The sequence below is a fragment of the Phytobacter cepae genome (assembly GCF_054165735.1).
Map to the genome: position 1 here is coordinate 1,610,052 of NZ_CM135107.1, position 16,689 is coordinate 1,626,740.

General features: G+C 55.3%; 17 protein-coding genes. 16 read left to right on the forward strand and 1 reads right to left on the reverse strand.

From position 1 onward, the window contains the following. Positions 1-19 precede the first annotated feature (19 nt). The 15 genes from pdxB (at position 20) to hisP (ending at position 14,105) form a co-directional block, all read left to right on the forward strand. Positions 20-1,156, forward strand: coding sequence for a 4-phosphoerythronate dehydrogenase PdxB (gene pdxB / locus ACUY4Q_RS07480; RefSeq protein WP_458046417.1), 1,137 nt, complete (start codon positions 20-22; stop codon positions 1,154-1,156). Between the two features lie 63 nt (positions 1,157-1,219). Then, entirely contained in the window at positions 1,220-2,233 is a 1,014-nt protein-coding gene (locus tag ACUY4Q_RS07485) for an aspartate-semialdehyde dehydrogenase (RefSeq protein WP_458046418.1), read from the forward strand. Further along, positions 2,233-3,045, forward strand: a complete 813-nt coding sequence (gene truA, locus ACUY4Q_RS07490) for a tRNA pseudouridine(38-40) synthase TruA (RefSeq protein ID WP_458046419.1) — start codon at positions 2,233-2,235, stop codon at positions 3,043-3,045. Before ACUY4Q_RS07485 ends, truA begins: the two co-directional genes overlap by 1 nt. Before the next feature lie 26 nt (positions 3,046-3,071). After that, positions 3,072-3,731 carry a DedA family protein gene (locus ACUY4Q_RS07495; protein ID WP_458046420.1) on the forward strand — a complete coding sequence of 220 codons (660 nt, stop codon included), beginning with the start codon at positions 3,072-3,074 and terminating at the stop codon, positions 3,729-3,731. 103 nt (positions 3,732-3,834) lie between these two features. Further along, positions 3,835-4,749, forward strand: coding sequence for an acetyl-CoA carboxylase, carboxyltransferase subunit beta (accD, locus tag ACUY4Q_RS07500; protein ID WP_458046421.1), 915 nt, complete (start codon positions 3,835-3,837; stop codon positions 4,747-4,749). Between the two features lie 70 nt (positions 4,750-4,819). After that, positions 4,820-6,088 (forward strand): bifunctional tetrahydrofolate synthase/dihydrofolate synthase, encoded by a 1,269-nt coding sequence (folC, locus tag ACUY4Q_RS07505; RefSeq protein WP_458046422.1) that lies wholly within the window; start codon positions 4,820-4,822, stop codon positions 6,086-6,088. Continuing rightward, entirely contained in the window at positions 6,078-6,752 is a 675-nt protein-coding gene (gene dedD / locus ACUY4Q_RS07510; RefSeq protein ID WP_458046423.1) for a cell division protein DedD, read from the forward strand. Before folC ends, dedD begins: the two co-directional genes overlap by 11 nt. A gap of 266 nt (positions 6,753-7,018) precedes the next feature. Next, positions 7,019-7,507 carry a colicin V production protein gene (gene cvpA, locus ACUY4Q_RS07515; protein ID WP_458046424.1) on the forward strand — a complete coding sequence of 163 codons (489 nt, stop codon included), beginning with the start codon at positions 7,019-7,021 and terminating at the stop codon, positions 7,505-7,507. A gap of 33 nt (positions 7,508-7,540) precedes the next feature. Further along, on the forward strand, positions 7,541-9,058 hold the full coding sequence (gene purF, locus ACUY4Q_RS07520; protein WP_458046425.1) for an amidophosphoribosyltransferase: 1,518 nt from the start codon (positions 7,541-7,543) through the stop codon (positions 9,056-9,058). Positions 9,059-9,161: 103 nt separating this feature from the next. Further along, positions 9,162-9,743 (forward strand): UbiX family flavin prenyltransferase, encoded by a 582-nt coding sequence (locus ACUY4Q_RS07525; protein ID WP_458046426.1) that lies wholly within the window; start codon positions 9,162-9,164, stop codon positions 9,741-9,743. Positions 9,744-10,017: 274 nt separating this feature from the next. Beyond that, positions 10,018-10,800: a lysine/arginine/ornithine ABC transporter substrate-binding protein ArgT gene (gene argT / locus ACUY4Q_RS07530; RefSeq protein WP_458046427.1), complete on the forward strand. Its 783-nt coding sequence runs from the start codon at positions 10,018-10,020 to the stop codon at positions 10,798-10,800. Positions 10,801-11,051: 251 nt separating this feature from the next. Beyond that, the gene (gene hisJ, locus ACUY4Q_RS07535) at positions 11,052-11,834 is read left to right on the forward strand and encodes a histidine ABC transporter substrate-binding protein HisJ (RefSeq protein ID WP_458046428.1); all 783 of its coding nucleotides are present in this window, start codon (positions 11,052-11,054) and stop codon (positions 11,832-11,834) included. A gap of 90 nt (positions 11,835-11,924) precedes the next feature. Further along, the gene (locus tag ACUY4Q_RS07540; RefSeq protein WP_458046429.1) at positions 11,925-12,611 is read left to right on the forward strand and encodes a histidine ABC transporter permease HisQ; all 687 of its coding nucleotides are present in this window, start codon (positions 11,925-11,927) and stop codon (positions 12,609-12,611) included. Beyond that, the gene (locus ACUY4Q_RS07545) at positions 12,608-13,324 is read left to right on the forward strand and encodes an ABC transporter permease (RefSeq protein WP_458046430.1); all 717 of its coding nucleotides are present in this window, start codon (positions 12,608-12,610) and stop codon (positions 13,322-13,324) included. The genes ACUY4Q_RS07540 and ACUY4Q_RS07545 overlap by 4 nt, the downstream gene beginning before the upstream one ends. Before the next feature lie 7 nt (positions 13,325-13,331). Next, complete coding sequence (hisP, locus tag ACUY4Q_RS07550) at positions 13,332-14,105, forward strand: histidine ABC transporter ATP-binding protein HisP (RefSeq protein ID WP_458046431.1); 774 nt, start codon at positions 13,332-13,334, stop codon at positions 14,103-14,105. A gap of 31 nt (positions 14,106-14,136) precedes the next feature. On the opposite strand, the gene ACUY4Q_RS07555 is transcribed toward hisP, so the two are convergent. Further along, on the reverse strand, positions 14,137-15,084 hold the full coding sequence (locus ACUY4Q_RS07555; RefSeq protein WP_458046432.1) for a sugar-binding transcriptional regulator: 948 nt from the start codon (positions 15,082-15,084) through the stop codon (positions 14,137-14,139). 200 nt (positions 15,085-15,284) lie between these two features. Here ACUY4Q_RS07555 and dalD point away from each other — a divergent pair, with 200 nt between their 5' ends. Further along, complete coding sequence (gene dalD / locus ACUY4Q_RS07560) at positions 15,285-16,682, forward strand: D-arabinitol 4-dehydrogenase (RefSeq protein WP_458046433.1); 1,398 nt, start codon at positions 15,285-15,287, stop codon at positions 16,680-16,682. Positions 16,683-16,689 lie beyond the last annotated feature (7 nt).

The window sequence follows — 16,689 nt, forward strand, 5'->3', positions numbered from 1 at the left end:
CTCAAACAGGTCCTGTAACGTGAAAATCCTTGTTGATGAAAATATGCCTTATGCCAGCGATTTGTTCCGCCGTTTGGGAGAGGTCAAGGCCGTGCCTGGGCGTCCTGTTCCGGTTGCTGAACTGGCGGATGCCGATGCGCTGATGGTGCGTTCGGTCACCAAAGTCAACGAAGCGCTGCTCAAGGATACGGCAATCAAATTTGTCGGTACGGCAACGGCCGGCACCGATCATGTGGATGAGGCCTGGCTTGCGCAGGCGGGGATCGGGTTTTCAGCCGCCCCCGGCTGTAATGCCATTGCGGTGGTGGAGTATGTCTTCTCCTCGCTGCTGATGCTGGCCGAGCGTGATGGCTTCGCGTTGCGTAACCGTACCGTGGGTATTGTCGGCGTGGGCAACGTCGGCAGTCGTTTGCAGGCACGGCTGGAAGCCTGGGGCGTGCGCACACTGCTTTGCGATCCACCGCGCGCCGATCGGGGAGATGAGGGCGACTTTTGCACGCTGGACGAACTGGTGCGCGAGGCCGATGTGCTTACGTTCCATACGCCGCTGTTTAAAGAGGGGCCCTATAAGAGCTTGCATCTGGCCGATGAAGCTCTGATTCAGCGCCTGAAACCGGGCGCGATCCTGATCAATGCCTGTCGCGGCCCGGTGGTCGATAACGACGCGCTGCTGCGTTGCCTGGAAGCCGGTCAGCCGCTGAGCGTGGTGCTGGATGTCTGGGAGCCGGAGCCGGATCTCAACGTGGCCTTGCTTGAAAAAGTGGACATCGGTACCGCGCACATCGCGGGTTACACCCTGGAAGGCAAGGCGCGTGGCACCACTCAGGTGTTCGAGGCATTCAGTGAGTTTATCGGACAGCGTCAGCAGGTTGCCCTGTCCACCCTGTTGCCTGCGCCGGAGTTTGGTCGCATTACGCTGCACGGCCCGCTCGATCAGTCTGTCCTGAAAAGACTCATTCATTTGGTGTATGATGTGCGCCGCGACGATGCGCTGCTGCGAAAAGTGGCTGGCGTACCGGGTGAGTTCGATAAGCTGCGTAAACATTATCTTGAGCGTCGGGAGTGGTCATCGCTGTATGTACAGTGTGACGATGCTCATGGCGCCGAACTTCTGCAAAAGCTGGGTTTCAACGCGGTTCATCAACAAACCCGCTAATGTCTTCTTAATGCTGCCTGCCGGATAATCTGGCGGGCACGTTTTTTTCTGGAGTAAATCACCATGTCTGAAGGCTGGAATATTGCCGTCCTGGGCGCCACCGGTGCCGTAGGCGAAGCCTTACTTGAAACGCTGTCTGCTCGTGAGTTCCCGGTCGGTGAGCTGCACGCGCTGGCGCGTAATGAAAGCGCGGGCGAATCCCTGCGTTACAACGGAAAAACCGTGCGTGTTGAAGATGCTGCCCAGTTTGACTGGACGCAGGTGCAGCTGGCGTTTTTTGTCGCGGGCGCGCAGGCTTCTGCGGATTATATTGATGAAGCCACGAACGCCGGGTGCCTGGTCATTGATGCCAGCGGCCTGTTTGCGCTGGAGCCGGACGTTCCGCTGGTGGTGCCGGACGTAAACCCGTTCGTACTGAGCGATTACCGTAATCGCAACATCATTGCCGTGCCGGATGCCCTGACGAGCCAGTTGCTCACGGCCCTGAAGCCTTTAATTGATGATGGCGGTCTGTCACGCATTTCGGTGACCAACCTGCTTTCTGTCTCCGGGCAAGGTAAACAGGCGGTCGACGCACTGGCCGGGCAAAGCGCCAAACTGCTCAACGGCATCCCTATTGATGAAGACGATTTCTTTGGTCGCCAGTTGGCCTTTAACATGCTGCCAATGCTGCCAGACCGCGAAGGTGTGGTGCCGGTAGAGCGTCGCCTGGTCGATCAGGTTCGCAAAATTCTGCAAGACGAAGGGCTGATGATTTCCGCCAATAGCGTGCGTGCGCCGGTATTCTATGGTCATGCGCAGATGGTGAGCTTTGAGGCGATGCGCCCGCTGGCCGCAGAAGAGGCCCGTGATGCCTTTGGTCGTGGTGAAGACATTGCCCTCTCTGAAGAGCAGGACTTCCCGACTCAGGTCGCTGACGCCTCTGGCAGTGCGCATCTGTCCGTGGGCTGCGTGCGCAACGATTACGGTATGCCGGAACAGATCCAGTTCTGGTCAGTGGCGGATAACGTGCGCTTTGGCGGCGCGCTGATGTCGGTCAAGATCGCCGAAAAACTGATTCAGGAGTACCTGTACTGATGTCCGACGTTGTGGAAAAGCCGCTGCTGAAAATCGCATTGGGCATCGAATACGACGGCAGTAAGTACTATGGCTGGCAGCGTCAGCAAGAGGTGCGCAGCGTTCAGGAAAAGCTGGAAAAAGCGCTTTCTCAGGTGGCAAATGAGCCCATCGGCGTGTTTTGCGCCGGGCGGACCGACGCCGGAGTGCATGCAACAGGGCAGGTCGTGCATTTCGAAACCACCGCAGTGCGCAAAGATGCCGCCTGGACATTAGGTGTAAATGCGAATTTACCTGGAGACATTGCGGTGCGTTGGGTGAAACATGTCCCGGACGATTTTCACGCCCGTTTCAGCGCCACCGCGCGCCGTTACCGCTACGTCATCTACAATCATCGTCTGCGCCCGGCAGTTCTGGGCCAGGGGGTGACGCACTACCATCTGCCGCTGGACGCAGAACGCATGCAGCGTGCGGCGCAGTGTTTACTCGGTGAAAATGATTTCACCTCGTTTCGTGCAGTGCAGTGCCAGTCGCGCACGCCGTGGCGCTTTATGATGCACATCCAGGTGCAACGTTTTGGCGCGTACGTTGTGGTCGACATTAAAGCGAACGCCTTTGTACACCATATGGTCAGGAATATCGTCGGTAGCCTGCTGGAAGTCGGCGCCGGTAACCAGCCGGAGAGTTGGATAGCAGAGCTACTGGCAGCTAAGGACAGAACGCTGGCGGCCGCAACGGCAAAAGCAGAAGGGTTGTATCTCGTCGCCGTGGATTATCCATCGCGCTTCGAGCTGCCTGCGCTGCCAATGGGTCCGTTGTTCCTCGCGGACTAGTCGCAAACAAACAAGGCATTAGCAATATGGACGTAATACGCTTTCTGATTGATTTCATCCTGCATATCGATGTGCACCTGGCGGAACTGGTGGCGCAGTATGGCATGTGGGTTTATGCGATCCTGTTTTTGATCCTGTTTTGCGAAACAGGTCTGGTGGTGACGCCGTTCTTACCGGGTGATTCACTGCTGTTTGTGGCGGGGGCGCTGGCCTCGCTGGAAACCAACGATCTCAATGTCCATGTCATGGTGTTACTGATGCTGGTCGCGGCCATTGTCGGTGATGCGGTCAATTACACGATTGGTCGGCTGTTTGGCGATAAGCTCTTCAGCAATCCTGATTCGAAAATTTTCCGTCGCGCTTACCTGGATAAAACGCATCAGTTTTATGAAAGACACGGTGGCAAGACGATTATTCTGGCGCGTTTTGTGCCGATCGTGCGTACATTTGCGCCTTTCGTTGCGGGTATGGGGCACATGTCCTACCGCCACTTCGCCCTGTTTAATGTCGTAGGTGCGTTCTTATGGGTGCTGCTGTTTACTTACGCCGGCTACTTCTTTGGTACACTGCCCGTGGTGCAGGAAAATCTTAAGTTGCTGATTGTCGCCATTATCGTGGTGTCTATACTTCCTGGTGTGATTGAGGTGATTCGTCACCGCCGGGCTGCGGCAAGACAGTCAAAATAAGAACTCATCGGCGGTTCGACCACTTTTTTATCCCAAGTTTCGAACTGTTATGTTTTAATGTGCCCCATTTATGGGCTACCAGGTTCATGCATAAAGGTTATCAATGAGCTGGATTGAACGAATCAAAAGCAATATTACCCCCACCCGCAAGGCAAGCATCCCTGAAGGTGTGTGGACGAAATGCGACAGCTGCGGTCAGGTACTTTACCGTGCCGAGCTGGAGCGTAACCTTGAGGTCTGCCCGAAGTGTGACCACCACATGCGTATGACAGCGCGTAATCGCCTGCATAGCTTGATGGACGAAGGTTCAATGGTGGAACTGGGTAGCGAACTGGAGCCGAAAGATGTGCTTAAGTTCCGTGACTCCAAAAAATACAAAGACCGACTGGCGAGCGCGCAGAAAGAGACCGGCGAGAAAGATGCGCTGGTGGTAATGAAAGGTACGCTGCATGGCATGCCGGTCGTTGCTGCTGCGTTTGAATTCGCCTTTATGGGCGGTTCCATGGGGTCTGTTGTCGGCGCGCGTTTTGTCCGTGCTGTTGAACAGGCGCTGGAAGATAACTGCCCGCTGATCTGTTTCTCCGCTTCCGGTGGCGCACGTATGCAGGAAGCGCTGATGTCGCTGATGCAGATGGCGAAAACCTCTGCGGCGCTGGCGAAAATGCAGGAGCGCGGTCTGCCGTACATCTCCGTGCTGACCGACCCGACCATGGGCGGTGTTTCTGCAAGCTTTGCGATGCTGGGTGACCTCAACATCGCCGAGCCGAAAGCATTGATTGGCTTTGCCGGTCCGCGCGTTATCGAACAGACCGTGCGTGAGAAGCTGCCGGCAGGTTTCCAGCGCAGCGAGTTCCTGATTGAGAAGGGCGCGATCGATATGATCGTTCGCCGTGCAGAGATGCGCTTCAAGCTGGCAAGCGTGCTGGCGAAGCTGACCAATCAGCCAGCACCTGACCCGGATGCGCCGCGTGAAAGCGTGGTGGTGCCGCCGGTGCCGGATCAGGAAGCCGAAGCCTGATAATACCGAAGGGCAGTGCCATCGCGGCGCTGCCCTTTTGCTTTTACATCGTCGAAAACCTACGGGCATCATGGAAATTAAACGCAATTTGCAAGCCACGTCGCCCCTGGCCGCGTGGCTTTCTTATCTGGAAAACCTGCACAGTAAAACCATCGATCTGGGCCTTGAGCGCGTCAGTCAGGTTGCAGCGCGTCTTGATGTGTTGCGCCCGGCACCCTTTGTCTTCACCGTTGCAGGAACTAACGGCAAAGGCACTACCTGTCGCACCCTCGAGTCAGTGCTTCTCGCAGCGGGCTTTAGCGTTGGGGTTTACAGCTCTCCCCATCTGGTGCGCTACACCGAGCGCGTGCGCATTCAAAATGCGGAGCTGCCGGAAAGCGAGCACACCCGCGCCTTTGCTGAAATCGAAGCGGTACGCGGTGAAACATCGTTAACCTATTTTGAATACGGCACGTTATCCGCGCTGTGGCTGTTTAAACAGGCCGGGGTGGATGTAGTGATACTCGAAGTGGGCCTCGGCGGGCGTCTTGATGCCACCAATCTGGTGGATGCAAACGTGGCGGTCATCACCAGCATTGCCCTTGATCACACCGACTGGCTGGGGCCGGACCGCGAAAGTATCGGCCGTGAAAAAGCGGGCGTGTTCCGCAGCGGCAAACCTGCGGTGGTCGGTGAAAGTGAGATGCCGCACACCATCGCCGAGGTGGCGAACGAGAAGGGGGCGCAGCTCAGGCGTCGTGGCGTTGACTGGCAGTATGAGGTGCAGGGCGATAGCTGGTGCTTCAGGGACGCGCAAGGCGAATTAACCGGACTGCCGCTGCCTCAGGTTCCGCAACCGAATGCCGCGACGGCGCTGGCCGCCCTTCGTGCCAGTGGGTTAGCCGTGAGCGAACAGGCCATTCGTGACGGTATCGCCAGCGCAATTTTGCCAGGGCGCTTCCAGATTGTGGCTGAAAACCCGCGTCTTATTCTGGATGTGGCCCATAATCCTCATGCCGCGACGTACCTTGCCGGGCGCTTACGTGCAGAACCTAAAAAAGGGCGCGTGCTGGCGGTCATCGGTATGCTGCATGATAAAGACATCGCCGGGACGCTTGCCTGTCTGGAGCCGGTGGTCGATAGCTGGTATTGTGCCCCTCTGGAAGGGCCGCGTGGCGCAACCGCGCAGCAGTTGATTGCGCATCTGCCTGCGGGCAAAGAGTACCAGGATGTGGCTGCCGCCTGGCATGCGGCGATGGCAGAGGCGACAGCCGTAGATACCGTGCTGGTGTGTGGTTCATTCCACACGGTGGCGCATGTCATGGAAGCGATGGACGCGGGGAGAACCGGTGGCAAGTAAGTTTCAGAACCGTTTAATGGGCACCATTGTGCTGGTTGCGCTGGGGGTAATTATTCTTCCAGGGCTGCTGGACGGGCAGAAAAAACATTATCAGGATGAGTTCGCCGCGATCCCGCTGGTTCCTAAACCTGGCGATCGCGATGAACCGGATATGATGCCCGCCGCGACACAGGCGCTGCCTGCGCAGCCGCCTGAAGGTGCGGCAGAAGAGGTGCGGGCGGGCAATGCCGAAGCGCCATCGCTGGATGCTTCCCGTCAGGCTCTCAGTGGCACAACCAATCCGGATATCACGACACCAGCGCGCACCGAGCAGCCTAAAGCCGCAGACAAACCTCAGCCGAAGCCCCAACCGCCAAAACCGGTTGAGCAAGTAGCAACCACACAGCCTGCTGAACAACCTGCTGAGAAGCCTGCGCCGACCGGCAAAGCCTGGGTGGTGCAGTTGGGGGCGCTTAAGAACGCTGATAAAGTTACGGAAATTGTCGGCAAATTGCGCGGTGCGGGTTATCGCGTTTATACCTCGCCGACCACGCCTGTCCCGGGTAAAATAACCCGCATTCTGGTAGGGCCGGATGCCTCGAAAGAGAAACTCAAAGGTTCGCTGGGCGAGTTAAAGCAAATCTCAGGCCTCAACGGCGTGGTAATGAATTACAGCGCGAATTAATGCGCAGTTTTCCCCCTCACCCTAACCCTCTCCCCACAGCGGCGAGGGGATGGTTTGCCCCCTCTCCCTTGAGGGAAAGGCCGGGGTGAGGGGGTAAATACGAATTTAAAAACACGCCCGAAGAGGCTAAAGATTCGATGGCGTTGAAGATTTTTTCAACGCCATTTTTATTTACGCGCGGGAAGGAAATCCCTACGCAAACGTTTTCTTTTTCTGTTAGAATTCGCCCCGAACTGGACGACAGGGCGTTTAATCGTGGGACACATATGGTCTGGATTGATTACGCCATCATCGCGGTGATTGGTTTTTCCTGTCTGGTTAGCCTTATCCGTGGCTTTGTTCGTGAAGCGTTATCGCTGGTGACTTGGGGTTGTGCTTTCTTTGTTGCCAGTCATTACTACACTTACCTGTCAGTCTGGTTCACGGGCTTTGAAGATGAACTGGTTCGCAACGGAATCGCCATTGCGGCGTTGTTCATTGCGACATTGATCGTTGGCGCTATTGTTAACTTCGTCATTGGTCAACTTGTGGAAAAAACCGGCCTGTCAGGCACAGACAGGGTGTTGGGGATCTGTTTTGGTGCGCTACGTGGCGTGCTGATCGTCGCTGCCATTCTGTTCTTCCTTGATACCTTTACGGGCCTGTCGAAAAGTGACGACTGGCAGAAGTCGCAGTTTATCCCGCAGTTCAGTTTCATCATCAGATGGTTCTTTGACTATCTGCAAAGTTCGTCGAGTTTCTTGCCCAGGATATAAACCCTGAGATGTGGCTTAACGAGGAAATGACGTATGTGCGGTATTGTCGGTATCGCCGGTTTCATGCCGGTCAACCAGTCGATTTATGACGCGTTATCGGTGCTTCAGCACCGTGGCCAGGATGCCGCTGGCATCATTACTATTGATGCGAATAATTGTTTCCGTCTGCGTAAAGCAAATGGCATGGTTAACGATGTATTTGAAGCCCGCCATATGCAGCGTCTGCAGGGAAACATGGGTATCGGTCATGTGCGTTATCCGACCGCAGGGAGTTCAAGTGCGTCTGAGGCCCAGCCTTTTTACGTTAACTCCCCTTACGGCATCACACTTGCCCACAACGGCAACCTGACGAATGCTCATGAGCTGCGCACCAAACTGTTTGAAGAAAAGCGCCGCCACATCAACACCACCTCTGATTCTGAAATCCTGCTCAATATTTTCGCCAGTGAGCTGGACAACTTCCGCCATTACCCGCTGGAAGCAGACAACGTCTTCGCGGCTATTGCGGCAACCAATCGCCAGATTCGCGGCGCGTATGCCTGCATCGCAATGATCATCGGTCATGGCATGGTCGGCTTCCGCGACCCGAACGGCATTCGCCCGCTGGTATTGGGCAAGCGTGACCTGGGTGATGGCCGCACCGAATATATGATGGCGTCAGAAAGTGTGGCACTGGATACGCTGGGCTTTGAGTTCCTGCGTGATGTCGCCCCTGGCGAAGCCGTATACGTCACTGAAAAAGGGCAGCTCTTTACCCGCCAGTGTGCGGATAACCCGGTCTCCAACCCGTGCCTGTTCGAGTACGTCTATTTTGCACGCCCGGACTCTTTCATAGACAAAATTTCCGTCTACAGCGCGCGTGTCAATATGGGCACCAAGCTCGGCGAGAAAATTGCCCGTGAATGGGAGGATCTGGATATCGACGTGGTCATCCCGATCCCAGAGACCTCTTGCGACATCGCACTGGAAATGGCCCGCATCCTGGGTAAACCTTATCGCCAGGGCTTTGTGAAAAACCGCTACGTTGGCCGCACCTTTATCATGCCGGGTCAGCAGCTTCGCCGTAAATCCGTGCGCCGTAAGCTCAACGCCAACCGCGCTGAGTTCCGCGGTAAGAACGTCCTGCTGGTGGATGACTCCATCGTGCGTGGTACCACGTCTGAGCAGATTATCGAGATGGCCCGTGAAGCCGGTGCGAAGAAAGTGTACCTGGCCTCTGCCGCCCCGGAAATTCGCTTCCCGAACGTCTACGGCATCGACATGCCGACCGCCAACGAGCTGATTGCTCACGGCCGTGAAGTGGATGAGATCCGCCAGATTATCGGTGCCGATGCGCTGATCTTCCAGGACCTCAACGATCTGATTGAAGCGGTACGCGCGGAGAACCCGGATATTCAGCAGTTTGAATGCTCGGTGTTCAACGGCGTGTACGTGACCAAAGACGTGAACCAGCAGTACCTCGATTATCTCGATTCCCTGCGTAATGATGATGCCAAAGCCGTGCAGCTTCAGAACGAAGTGGAAAGCTTAGAGATGCATAACGAAGGGTAATCTCTTCTGCCTGCGCCCTCTTCAACAGGAGAGGGCGCTCATCAGTTGCAACTCCCGCCAGATTCCGGCAAAGTCTGCCTCAGTGTGAATAAAGGCGACAGTTATGAAACGACTCATTGTGGGGATCTCCGGTGCCAGCGGCGCCATTTACGGCGTGCGCATGTTGCAGGTATTACGTGACGTGGCCGGGGTAGAAACCCATCTGGTGATGAGCCCAGCCGCCCGGCAGACCCTCTCCCTTGAAACCGCGTTTGCGCTACGCGACGTGCAGGCGCTCGCCGATGTGGTGCACGACGTGCGTGACATCGCAGCCAGCATCTCTTCCGGCTCGTTTAAAACCACCGGCATGGTGATTTTGCCCTGCTCGATCAAAACTCTGTCCGGCATCGTCAACAGCTACACCGATAGTCTGCTCACCCGTGCGGCGGATGTGGTGCTCAAAGAACGGCGTCCCTTAGTGCTCTGCGTGCGCGAAACACCGTTACATTTGGGGCATTTGCGTCTGATGACCCAGGCGGCAGAGCTTGGGGCGGTAATCATGCCGCCGGTGCCGGCGTTTTATCACAATCCCGAGAGCCTGGATGATGTGATCAATCAGACCGTCAACCGGGTGCTGGATCAGTTTGATATCGAGTTGCCAGAGGCATTGTTTACCCGCTGGCAAGGTGGCAATGCCACCAAATAGTGCGTCGTCTCGTTACATGCCCTTTTTTAGGGCATTTTTGTAAGCGCGATCATATCCTCAACATTTAATCCCTTTTTTAGCCTGCTAACACTCCGGTTCGTTCCGTTGACCTGCTATCTTTCACCATTAAGATGACTTTGCAACGTTTCATTAACAAATTTAACGCTGATGTTTTTCCTCAGGGCGAAACTGGCATAAGACGTGCAAGGTATCCGTCAGCAACACAACACAACACAACACACGATAATAAAATCAGAACACTTGAGGGTTATGTATGAAGAAGACGGTTATTGCTCTGTCTTTACTGCTGGGTTTGTCCGCGGTATCCAGCGTTTACGCAGCACTTCCCCAGACGGTCCGTATTGGTACAGATGCGACCTATGCGCCATTCTCTTCAAAAGATTCGAAAGGGGATTTCGTCGGTTTTGATATCGACCTCGGTAACGAGATGTGTAGCCGTATCAAGGTGAAATGCACCTGGGTAGGCAGCGATTTTGACGCGTTAATCCCCTCCCTGAAAGCGAAGAAAATCGACGCTATCATCTCTTCGCTTTCCATTACCGAGAAGCGTCAGCAAGAAATCGCCTTCTCTGAAAAATTGTACGCCGCTGACTCTCGCCTGATTGCCGCCAAAGGCTCAACCATTCAGCCTACGCTCGACTCGCTGAAGGGTAAGCACGTAGGCGTTCTGCAGGGCTCTACCCAGGAAGGTTATGCGAACGATAACTGGCGCAGTAAAGGCATTGATGTGGTGGCGTACCAGAACCAGGATTTGATCTATTCAGATCTGGCGGCAGGTCGTCTGGATGCCGCCTTGCAGGATGAAGTGGCTGCCAGCGAAGGCTTCCTGAAACAGCCTGCGGGTAAAGAGTTTGCCTTTGCCGGTGCCTCGGTGAAAGACAAAAAATACTTTGGTGACGGTACCGGGATTGGTCTGCGTAAAGACGATACCGAACTTAAAGCCGCTTTCGATAAAGCCTTTGATGAACTGCGCAAAGACGGCACCTACGATAAGCTCGCGAAAAAGTACTTCGACTTTAACGTCTACGGCGACTGATAAATCCGTTTGGCAGAAAAATGATGCGCCATTTTGGTCAGCCAGAATGGTGCATTTAATCAGGTGATGTTTCACGATGGTGCATGAGTTGCACCGATTTGGCGCATTACTGCATAATTAAGCACTCTTGATGCAAAAAAAGCCGTCTGGCAGGCAGAATGCTTTGCCTTGCCGTGCCATATGATGGCACGATAGCGACACCGTATTCTTCTAATAAATCCCTTAGGAAAGACAGTCAGTTGAGGATATTTATGAAAAAATTGGTGTTATCACTCTCTCTGGTGCTCGCTATCTCCAGCGCTTCCAGCGCATTCGCTGCTATTCCACAAAAAATTCGCATCGGTACCGATCCGACGTATGCCCCCTTCGAATCGAAGAATTCACAAGGGGAATTGGTCGGTTTTGACATCGATCTGGCAAAAGAGCTGTGCCAACGCATTAAAACCCAGTGTGTGTTCATTGAGAACCCTCTGGATGCGCTGATCCCTTCGCTTAAAGCGAAGAAAATTGACGCCATCATGTCATCTCTTTCAATTACCGAAAAACGCCAGCAGGAAATTTCGTTCACCGACAAACTGTACGCGGCGGATTCTCGCCTGGTGGTGGCCAAAAATTCCGATATTCAGCCCGATCTCGATAAGCTGAAAGGTAAGCGTGTGGGTGTGCTGCAAGGCACGACGCAGGAAACTTACGGCAACGTACACTGGGCGCCAAAAGGCATCGAAATCGTCTCTTACCAGGGCCAGGACAATATCTATTCTGACCTGACCGCAGGGCGTATTGATGCGGCATTCCAGGATGAAGTGGCTGCCAGCGAAGGCTTCCTGAAAACCCCGGTTGGTAAAGACTACAAATTTGGCGGGCCATCGGTAAAAGATGAGCAGCTGTTTGGCGTCGGCACCGGTATGGGCGTGCGTAAGGAAGACAATGAGCTGCGTGAAGCGCTGAATAAGGCGTTTGCTGAAATGCGTGCCGATGGTACCTACGAAAAGCTGGCGAAAAAGTATTTTGATTTTGATGTTTATGGTGGTTAATTCCACGCGTGTTTAACGTGCGGCCCCTCCCGTGATGTGACGGGAGGGGAAGAGACACGGCAAACATGACTACACGACAGGGCAAGCTGCATGCTGTACGGGTTTTCTCAAGTTATATTCCACGGTGCCATTGTCACCCTGGAGCTGGCCATCAGCTCCGTGGTACTGGCGGTGCTGATTGGCCTGGCGGGTGCGGGAGCCAAGCTTTCGAAGAATCGCCCACTGGCGTTGATCTTTGAAGGCTATACCACACTCATTCGCGGCGTGCCCGATCTGGTGCTGATGCTGCTGATCTTTTATGGATTACAAATTGCCCTGAACTCGCTGACCGACGCGGCGGGCATGGATCAGATTGATATCGATCCTATGGTCGCAGGTATTATTACGCTCGGTTTTATTTATGGCGCCTATTTTACCGAAACCTTCCGTGGTGCGTTTATGGCTGTGCCAAAAGGGCATATTGAAGCCGCGACCGCCTTCGGGTTCACCCATGGTCAAACCTTCCGTCGCATCCTTTTTCCGGCCATGATGCGTTTTGCGCTGCCGGGCATTGGCAACAACTGGCAGGTCATTCTCAAAGCCACGGCGCTGGTCTCTTTGTTAGGCCTTGAAGATGTGGTGAAAGCGACGCAGCTTGCCGGGAAAAGTACCTGGGAGCCGTTCTATTTCGCCATCGTGTGCGGGCTGATTTATCTGGTGTTTACCACCGTCTCCAATGGCGTACTGCTTCTTCTCGAACGTCGCTACTCCGTAGGTGTGAAGAGGGCTGACCTGTGATCGAGATTATTCAGGAGTACTGGAAATCGCTGTTGTGGACGGACGGCTACCGCTTCACTGGTGTCGCCATCACCCTGTGGCTGCTTATCTCCTCCGTGGTGATGGGCGGCATCCTGGCGCTGTTTCTGGCGATCGGACGTGTTTCCAGTAATAAATACATTCAATTCCCCATCTGGCTGTTTACCTACATTTTTCGCGGTACGCCGCTCTACGTTCAGTTGTTGGTGTTCTATTCCGGCATGTATACCCTGGAAATCGTAAAGGGGACGGAGCTGCTGAACGCGTTTTTCCGTAGCGGCCTGAACTGTACGGTGCTGGCGTTGACGCTCAACACCTGTGCTTACACCACCGAGATCTTCGCCGGGGCGATTCGTTCCGTACCGGCAGGAGAGATCGAGGCGGCGCGGGCTTACGGTTTCTCCTCGGTGAAGCTGTACCGCTGCATTATTTTGCCCTCGGCGCTGCGTATTGCACTGCCTGCCTACAGCAACGAAGTGATCCTGATGCTGCACTCTACGGCGCTGGCCTTTACGGCCACGGTGCCGGACCTGCTGAAAATCGCTCGCGATATTAACTCCGCCACCTATCAGCCATTTACGGCGTTTGGTCTTGCCGCGGTGCTGTATTTGATTATCTCTTATGTGCTGATTAGCTTGTTCCGCAAGGCGGAAAAGCGCTGGTTGCAGCATATCAAACCCTCTTCGACGCACTGAGAACATCATGGCTGACAATAAATTAAACGTTATCGATTTGCATAAACGCTACGGCGAACATGAAGTGCTGAAAGGGGTGTCGTTGCAGGCCAACGCCGGGGATGTGATCAGCATCATCGGTTCGTCCGGTTCAGGTAAAAGTACTTTCCTGCGCTGCATTAACTTCCTCGAAAAACCGAGCGAGGGATCGCTTGTGGTCAGTGGCGAAACCATCAACCTGGTGCGCGACAAGGACGGGCAGTTGAAGGTGGCGGATAAGCATCAACTGCGCTCTCTGCGCACCCGCCTGACCATGGTCTTCCAGCACTTCAATCTGTGGAGTCATATGACGGTGCTGGAAAACGTCATGGAAGCGCCGATTCAGGTGCTGGGCCTGAGCAAGCAGGAAGCCCGCGACCGTGCGGTGAAGTATCTGGCGAAAGTCGGCATTGATGAGATGCAGCAGGTGAAATACCCGGTGCACCTTTCCGGCGGTCAGCAGCAGCGTGTTTCCATTGCCCGTGCGCTGGCGATGGAGCCAGAAGTGCTGTTGTTTGATGAACCGACCTCAGCGCTGGACCCGGAGCTGGTGGGGGAAGTGCTGCGCATTATGCAGCAGCTTGCGGAAGAGGGGAAAACGATGGTGGTTGTCACCCACGAAATGGGGTTTGCCCGCACCGTTTCCTCTCACGTTATCTTTCTGCATCAGGGTAAAATTGAGGAAGAGGGGACGCCGGATGAACTGTTCGGCAACCCGAAAAGCGCCCGTTTGCAGCAGTTCCTCAAAGGTTCGCTCAAGTAATCTGTCGGCTACCGGCGCCTGCCGGTAGCCTTTACGCTTCCAGCAGTTTCAGCGCCGTGTCTTCATCCGTGACCAGCCCATTGACCCAACCGCCGACCAGCGCAGCACGGATGGCAGGATATTTGCGCTCCCCGCCGGCAAACCCGACCACCGCGCGTTCGGTATGACTGCTTAACGGCACGCTGGTTAGCATCGTATCCAGCTCGGAATTAAGCCGTACGCCGTCATGATTAAAGAAATGACCGAGCATTTCTCCCGCCACATTCTGCTTTTCGAGGTCCTGTACCTGCGCATCGGTAATAAAGCCTTCCGTGTTCAGCGGACAGCCCAGTTGCACTTCGCCAATGCCGAGGAAAGTGACGTCTGCCGCCAGTGCTCTGGCGGCGACGCGCTGGTAAATCTGGTGCTGACACCAACTGGTTTTGTCTTCCGGACTGTCGGCGTAGAGCGGCGCGGGAATGAAGTAATATTTACCCTGCATTTTCTCGGCCATTTTCAGCGGCACATCGTAGCGGGTACCGGAATCATCCCGCGCAATGGCGCCGATCATCGACACACACTGATGCTGCGGGCGTTCCTGCCAGGGCAGGGCGTCAATCACCGCGCGCAGCGTTTTGCCGGAGCCGACGCCAAACACCTGAGGCGCGGTTTTATCGATAAACTGCGCCATCACCTCCGCTCCTTCAACCGCCAGCATCTGTTGAATGGCTTCATCCTCAAGCCCGGACGAAGGCACCACCCGGCATAGGGTCAGGGCATACTTCTCCTGGAGATCCCGCGCCAGCTTCAGGCAGCGCGTGACCGGGTGGCTGATGTTCACCGTCACCATCCCCGTCTCCCGTGCGCCAGAAATAAGCCGCTGTGCCACCTGACGTGACAGCCCCAGGGCGGCGGCAATGTCCTGCTGAGTCAGCCCGGCGACGTAGTACATCCAGGCGGCACGAGCAGCGAGTTCCTGTTTCTTCTCTTCTTTGTTCATCAACGCGTTCCCCAAAAGGTCTGCCGACATTGTACGCGCAATGGGCAGGGTAACAAAAATGGGCAAATGTATTTTTTAAGGGCAAATGCTGTTTTCGTGAGGATCATCGCAGAACGATCTTGCATCTGGCTACTAACATACCTTCAACAAACGGGCATTAGCCCGTAAAACTGTCAAATGCTCATATTAAGGTGATGATTATGTCCGAGAAGAAAGCGGTGTGGATGCATATTGGTGCCGGGTCGTTTCATCGTGCTCATCAGGCGTGGTATTTGCACAAATTGCTGGAGCAGGGGGATGACCGCTGGAGCATTGCGCTGGGGAATATCCGTGATGATGCCAATGCGTTGCTCGCAAGCCTGGCCGCTCAGAATGGCGAATACGTGCTGGAGACCGTCTCCCCGGAGGCAGAGCGCCAGTACGAAACCATTACCTCTATTCGTAAGGTGCTGCCCTGGGACAGCGACATTAGCGCGCTGGTGAAACAAGGGGCAGATGCACAAACGCGCGTAATTGCGTTTACCGTGACGGAAAGCGGTTATTACCTGACGCCAGAGCACGAACTGGACATCCAACAGGCCGATGTGAAAGCGGATTTGCAGGGCGGCATTCGTACGCTGTACGGCGCGCTGACCCGCATCCTTAAAGCGCGTATTGCAGCGCATGGCGAACCGGTGACCCTGCTGAATTGCGATAATCTGCGCCATAACGGCGAGCGTTTCCGCCACGGCTTTCTCTCCTTCCTGCAGGCGAAAGGCGAAACCGAACTGTTTACGTGGGTGAAAACCCGAACCACCTCGCCGAACACCATGGTGGATCGCATCACCCCGCGACCGACCCCGGACGTGGCAGAGCGCGTACTGGCGGCAACGGGTATTAAGGATGCGGTGCCGGTGATGGGTGAGTCTTTCATTCAGTGGGTGATTGAAGATGACTTCATTAATGGTCGCCCGGCGCTGGAAAAGGTCGGCGTTGAGCTGGTGGCGTCCGTACTGCCGTGGGAAGAGGCGAAGATTCGTATCCTTAATGCCACCCACAGTTGCATTGCCTGGGCAGGCACGCTGATTGGCCTGAGCTACATCGACGACAGCACGCGTCAACGCGCCATTCGCCAGATGGCCTGGGAGTATGTCTCCCAGGATGTGATCCCGTCGCTGACCCCAAGCCCGCTGGATCTCGCGCAATACCGCGATGTGGTGCTTGCCCGCTTCAGTAATCCTTACATTAAAGATACCAACCAGCGCGTGGCGGCAGACGGTCTGTCGAAGATTCCGGGTATGGTCACGCCAACCCTTATCGAGTGCTACAAACGTGGTGAAGCGCCGACTGCCACCGCCGTTCTGCCTGCACTTTTCTTCCTGTTCCTCAAACGCTGGGTCGACGGTTCACTGCCTTACACCTACCAGGATGGCGTGATGCAGCCAGACGCGGTGCGTGCCGTCTTTAAGGCTGAGGACCCGCTGGCGGTCTGGGCCGCTGACGAAGCGCTCTTTGCGGAACTGGCAAACTCAGCAGAATTCCTCTCGCTGCTGCGCCGTACCGTTGCGGAGCTGGAACAGTGGCTGACGCAGCCCGAATCACAACTGGCGGCAGTGTAAGGGGGCG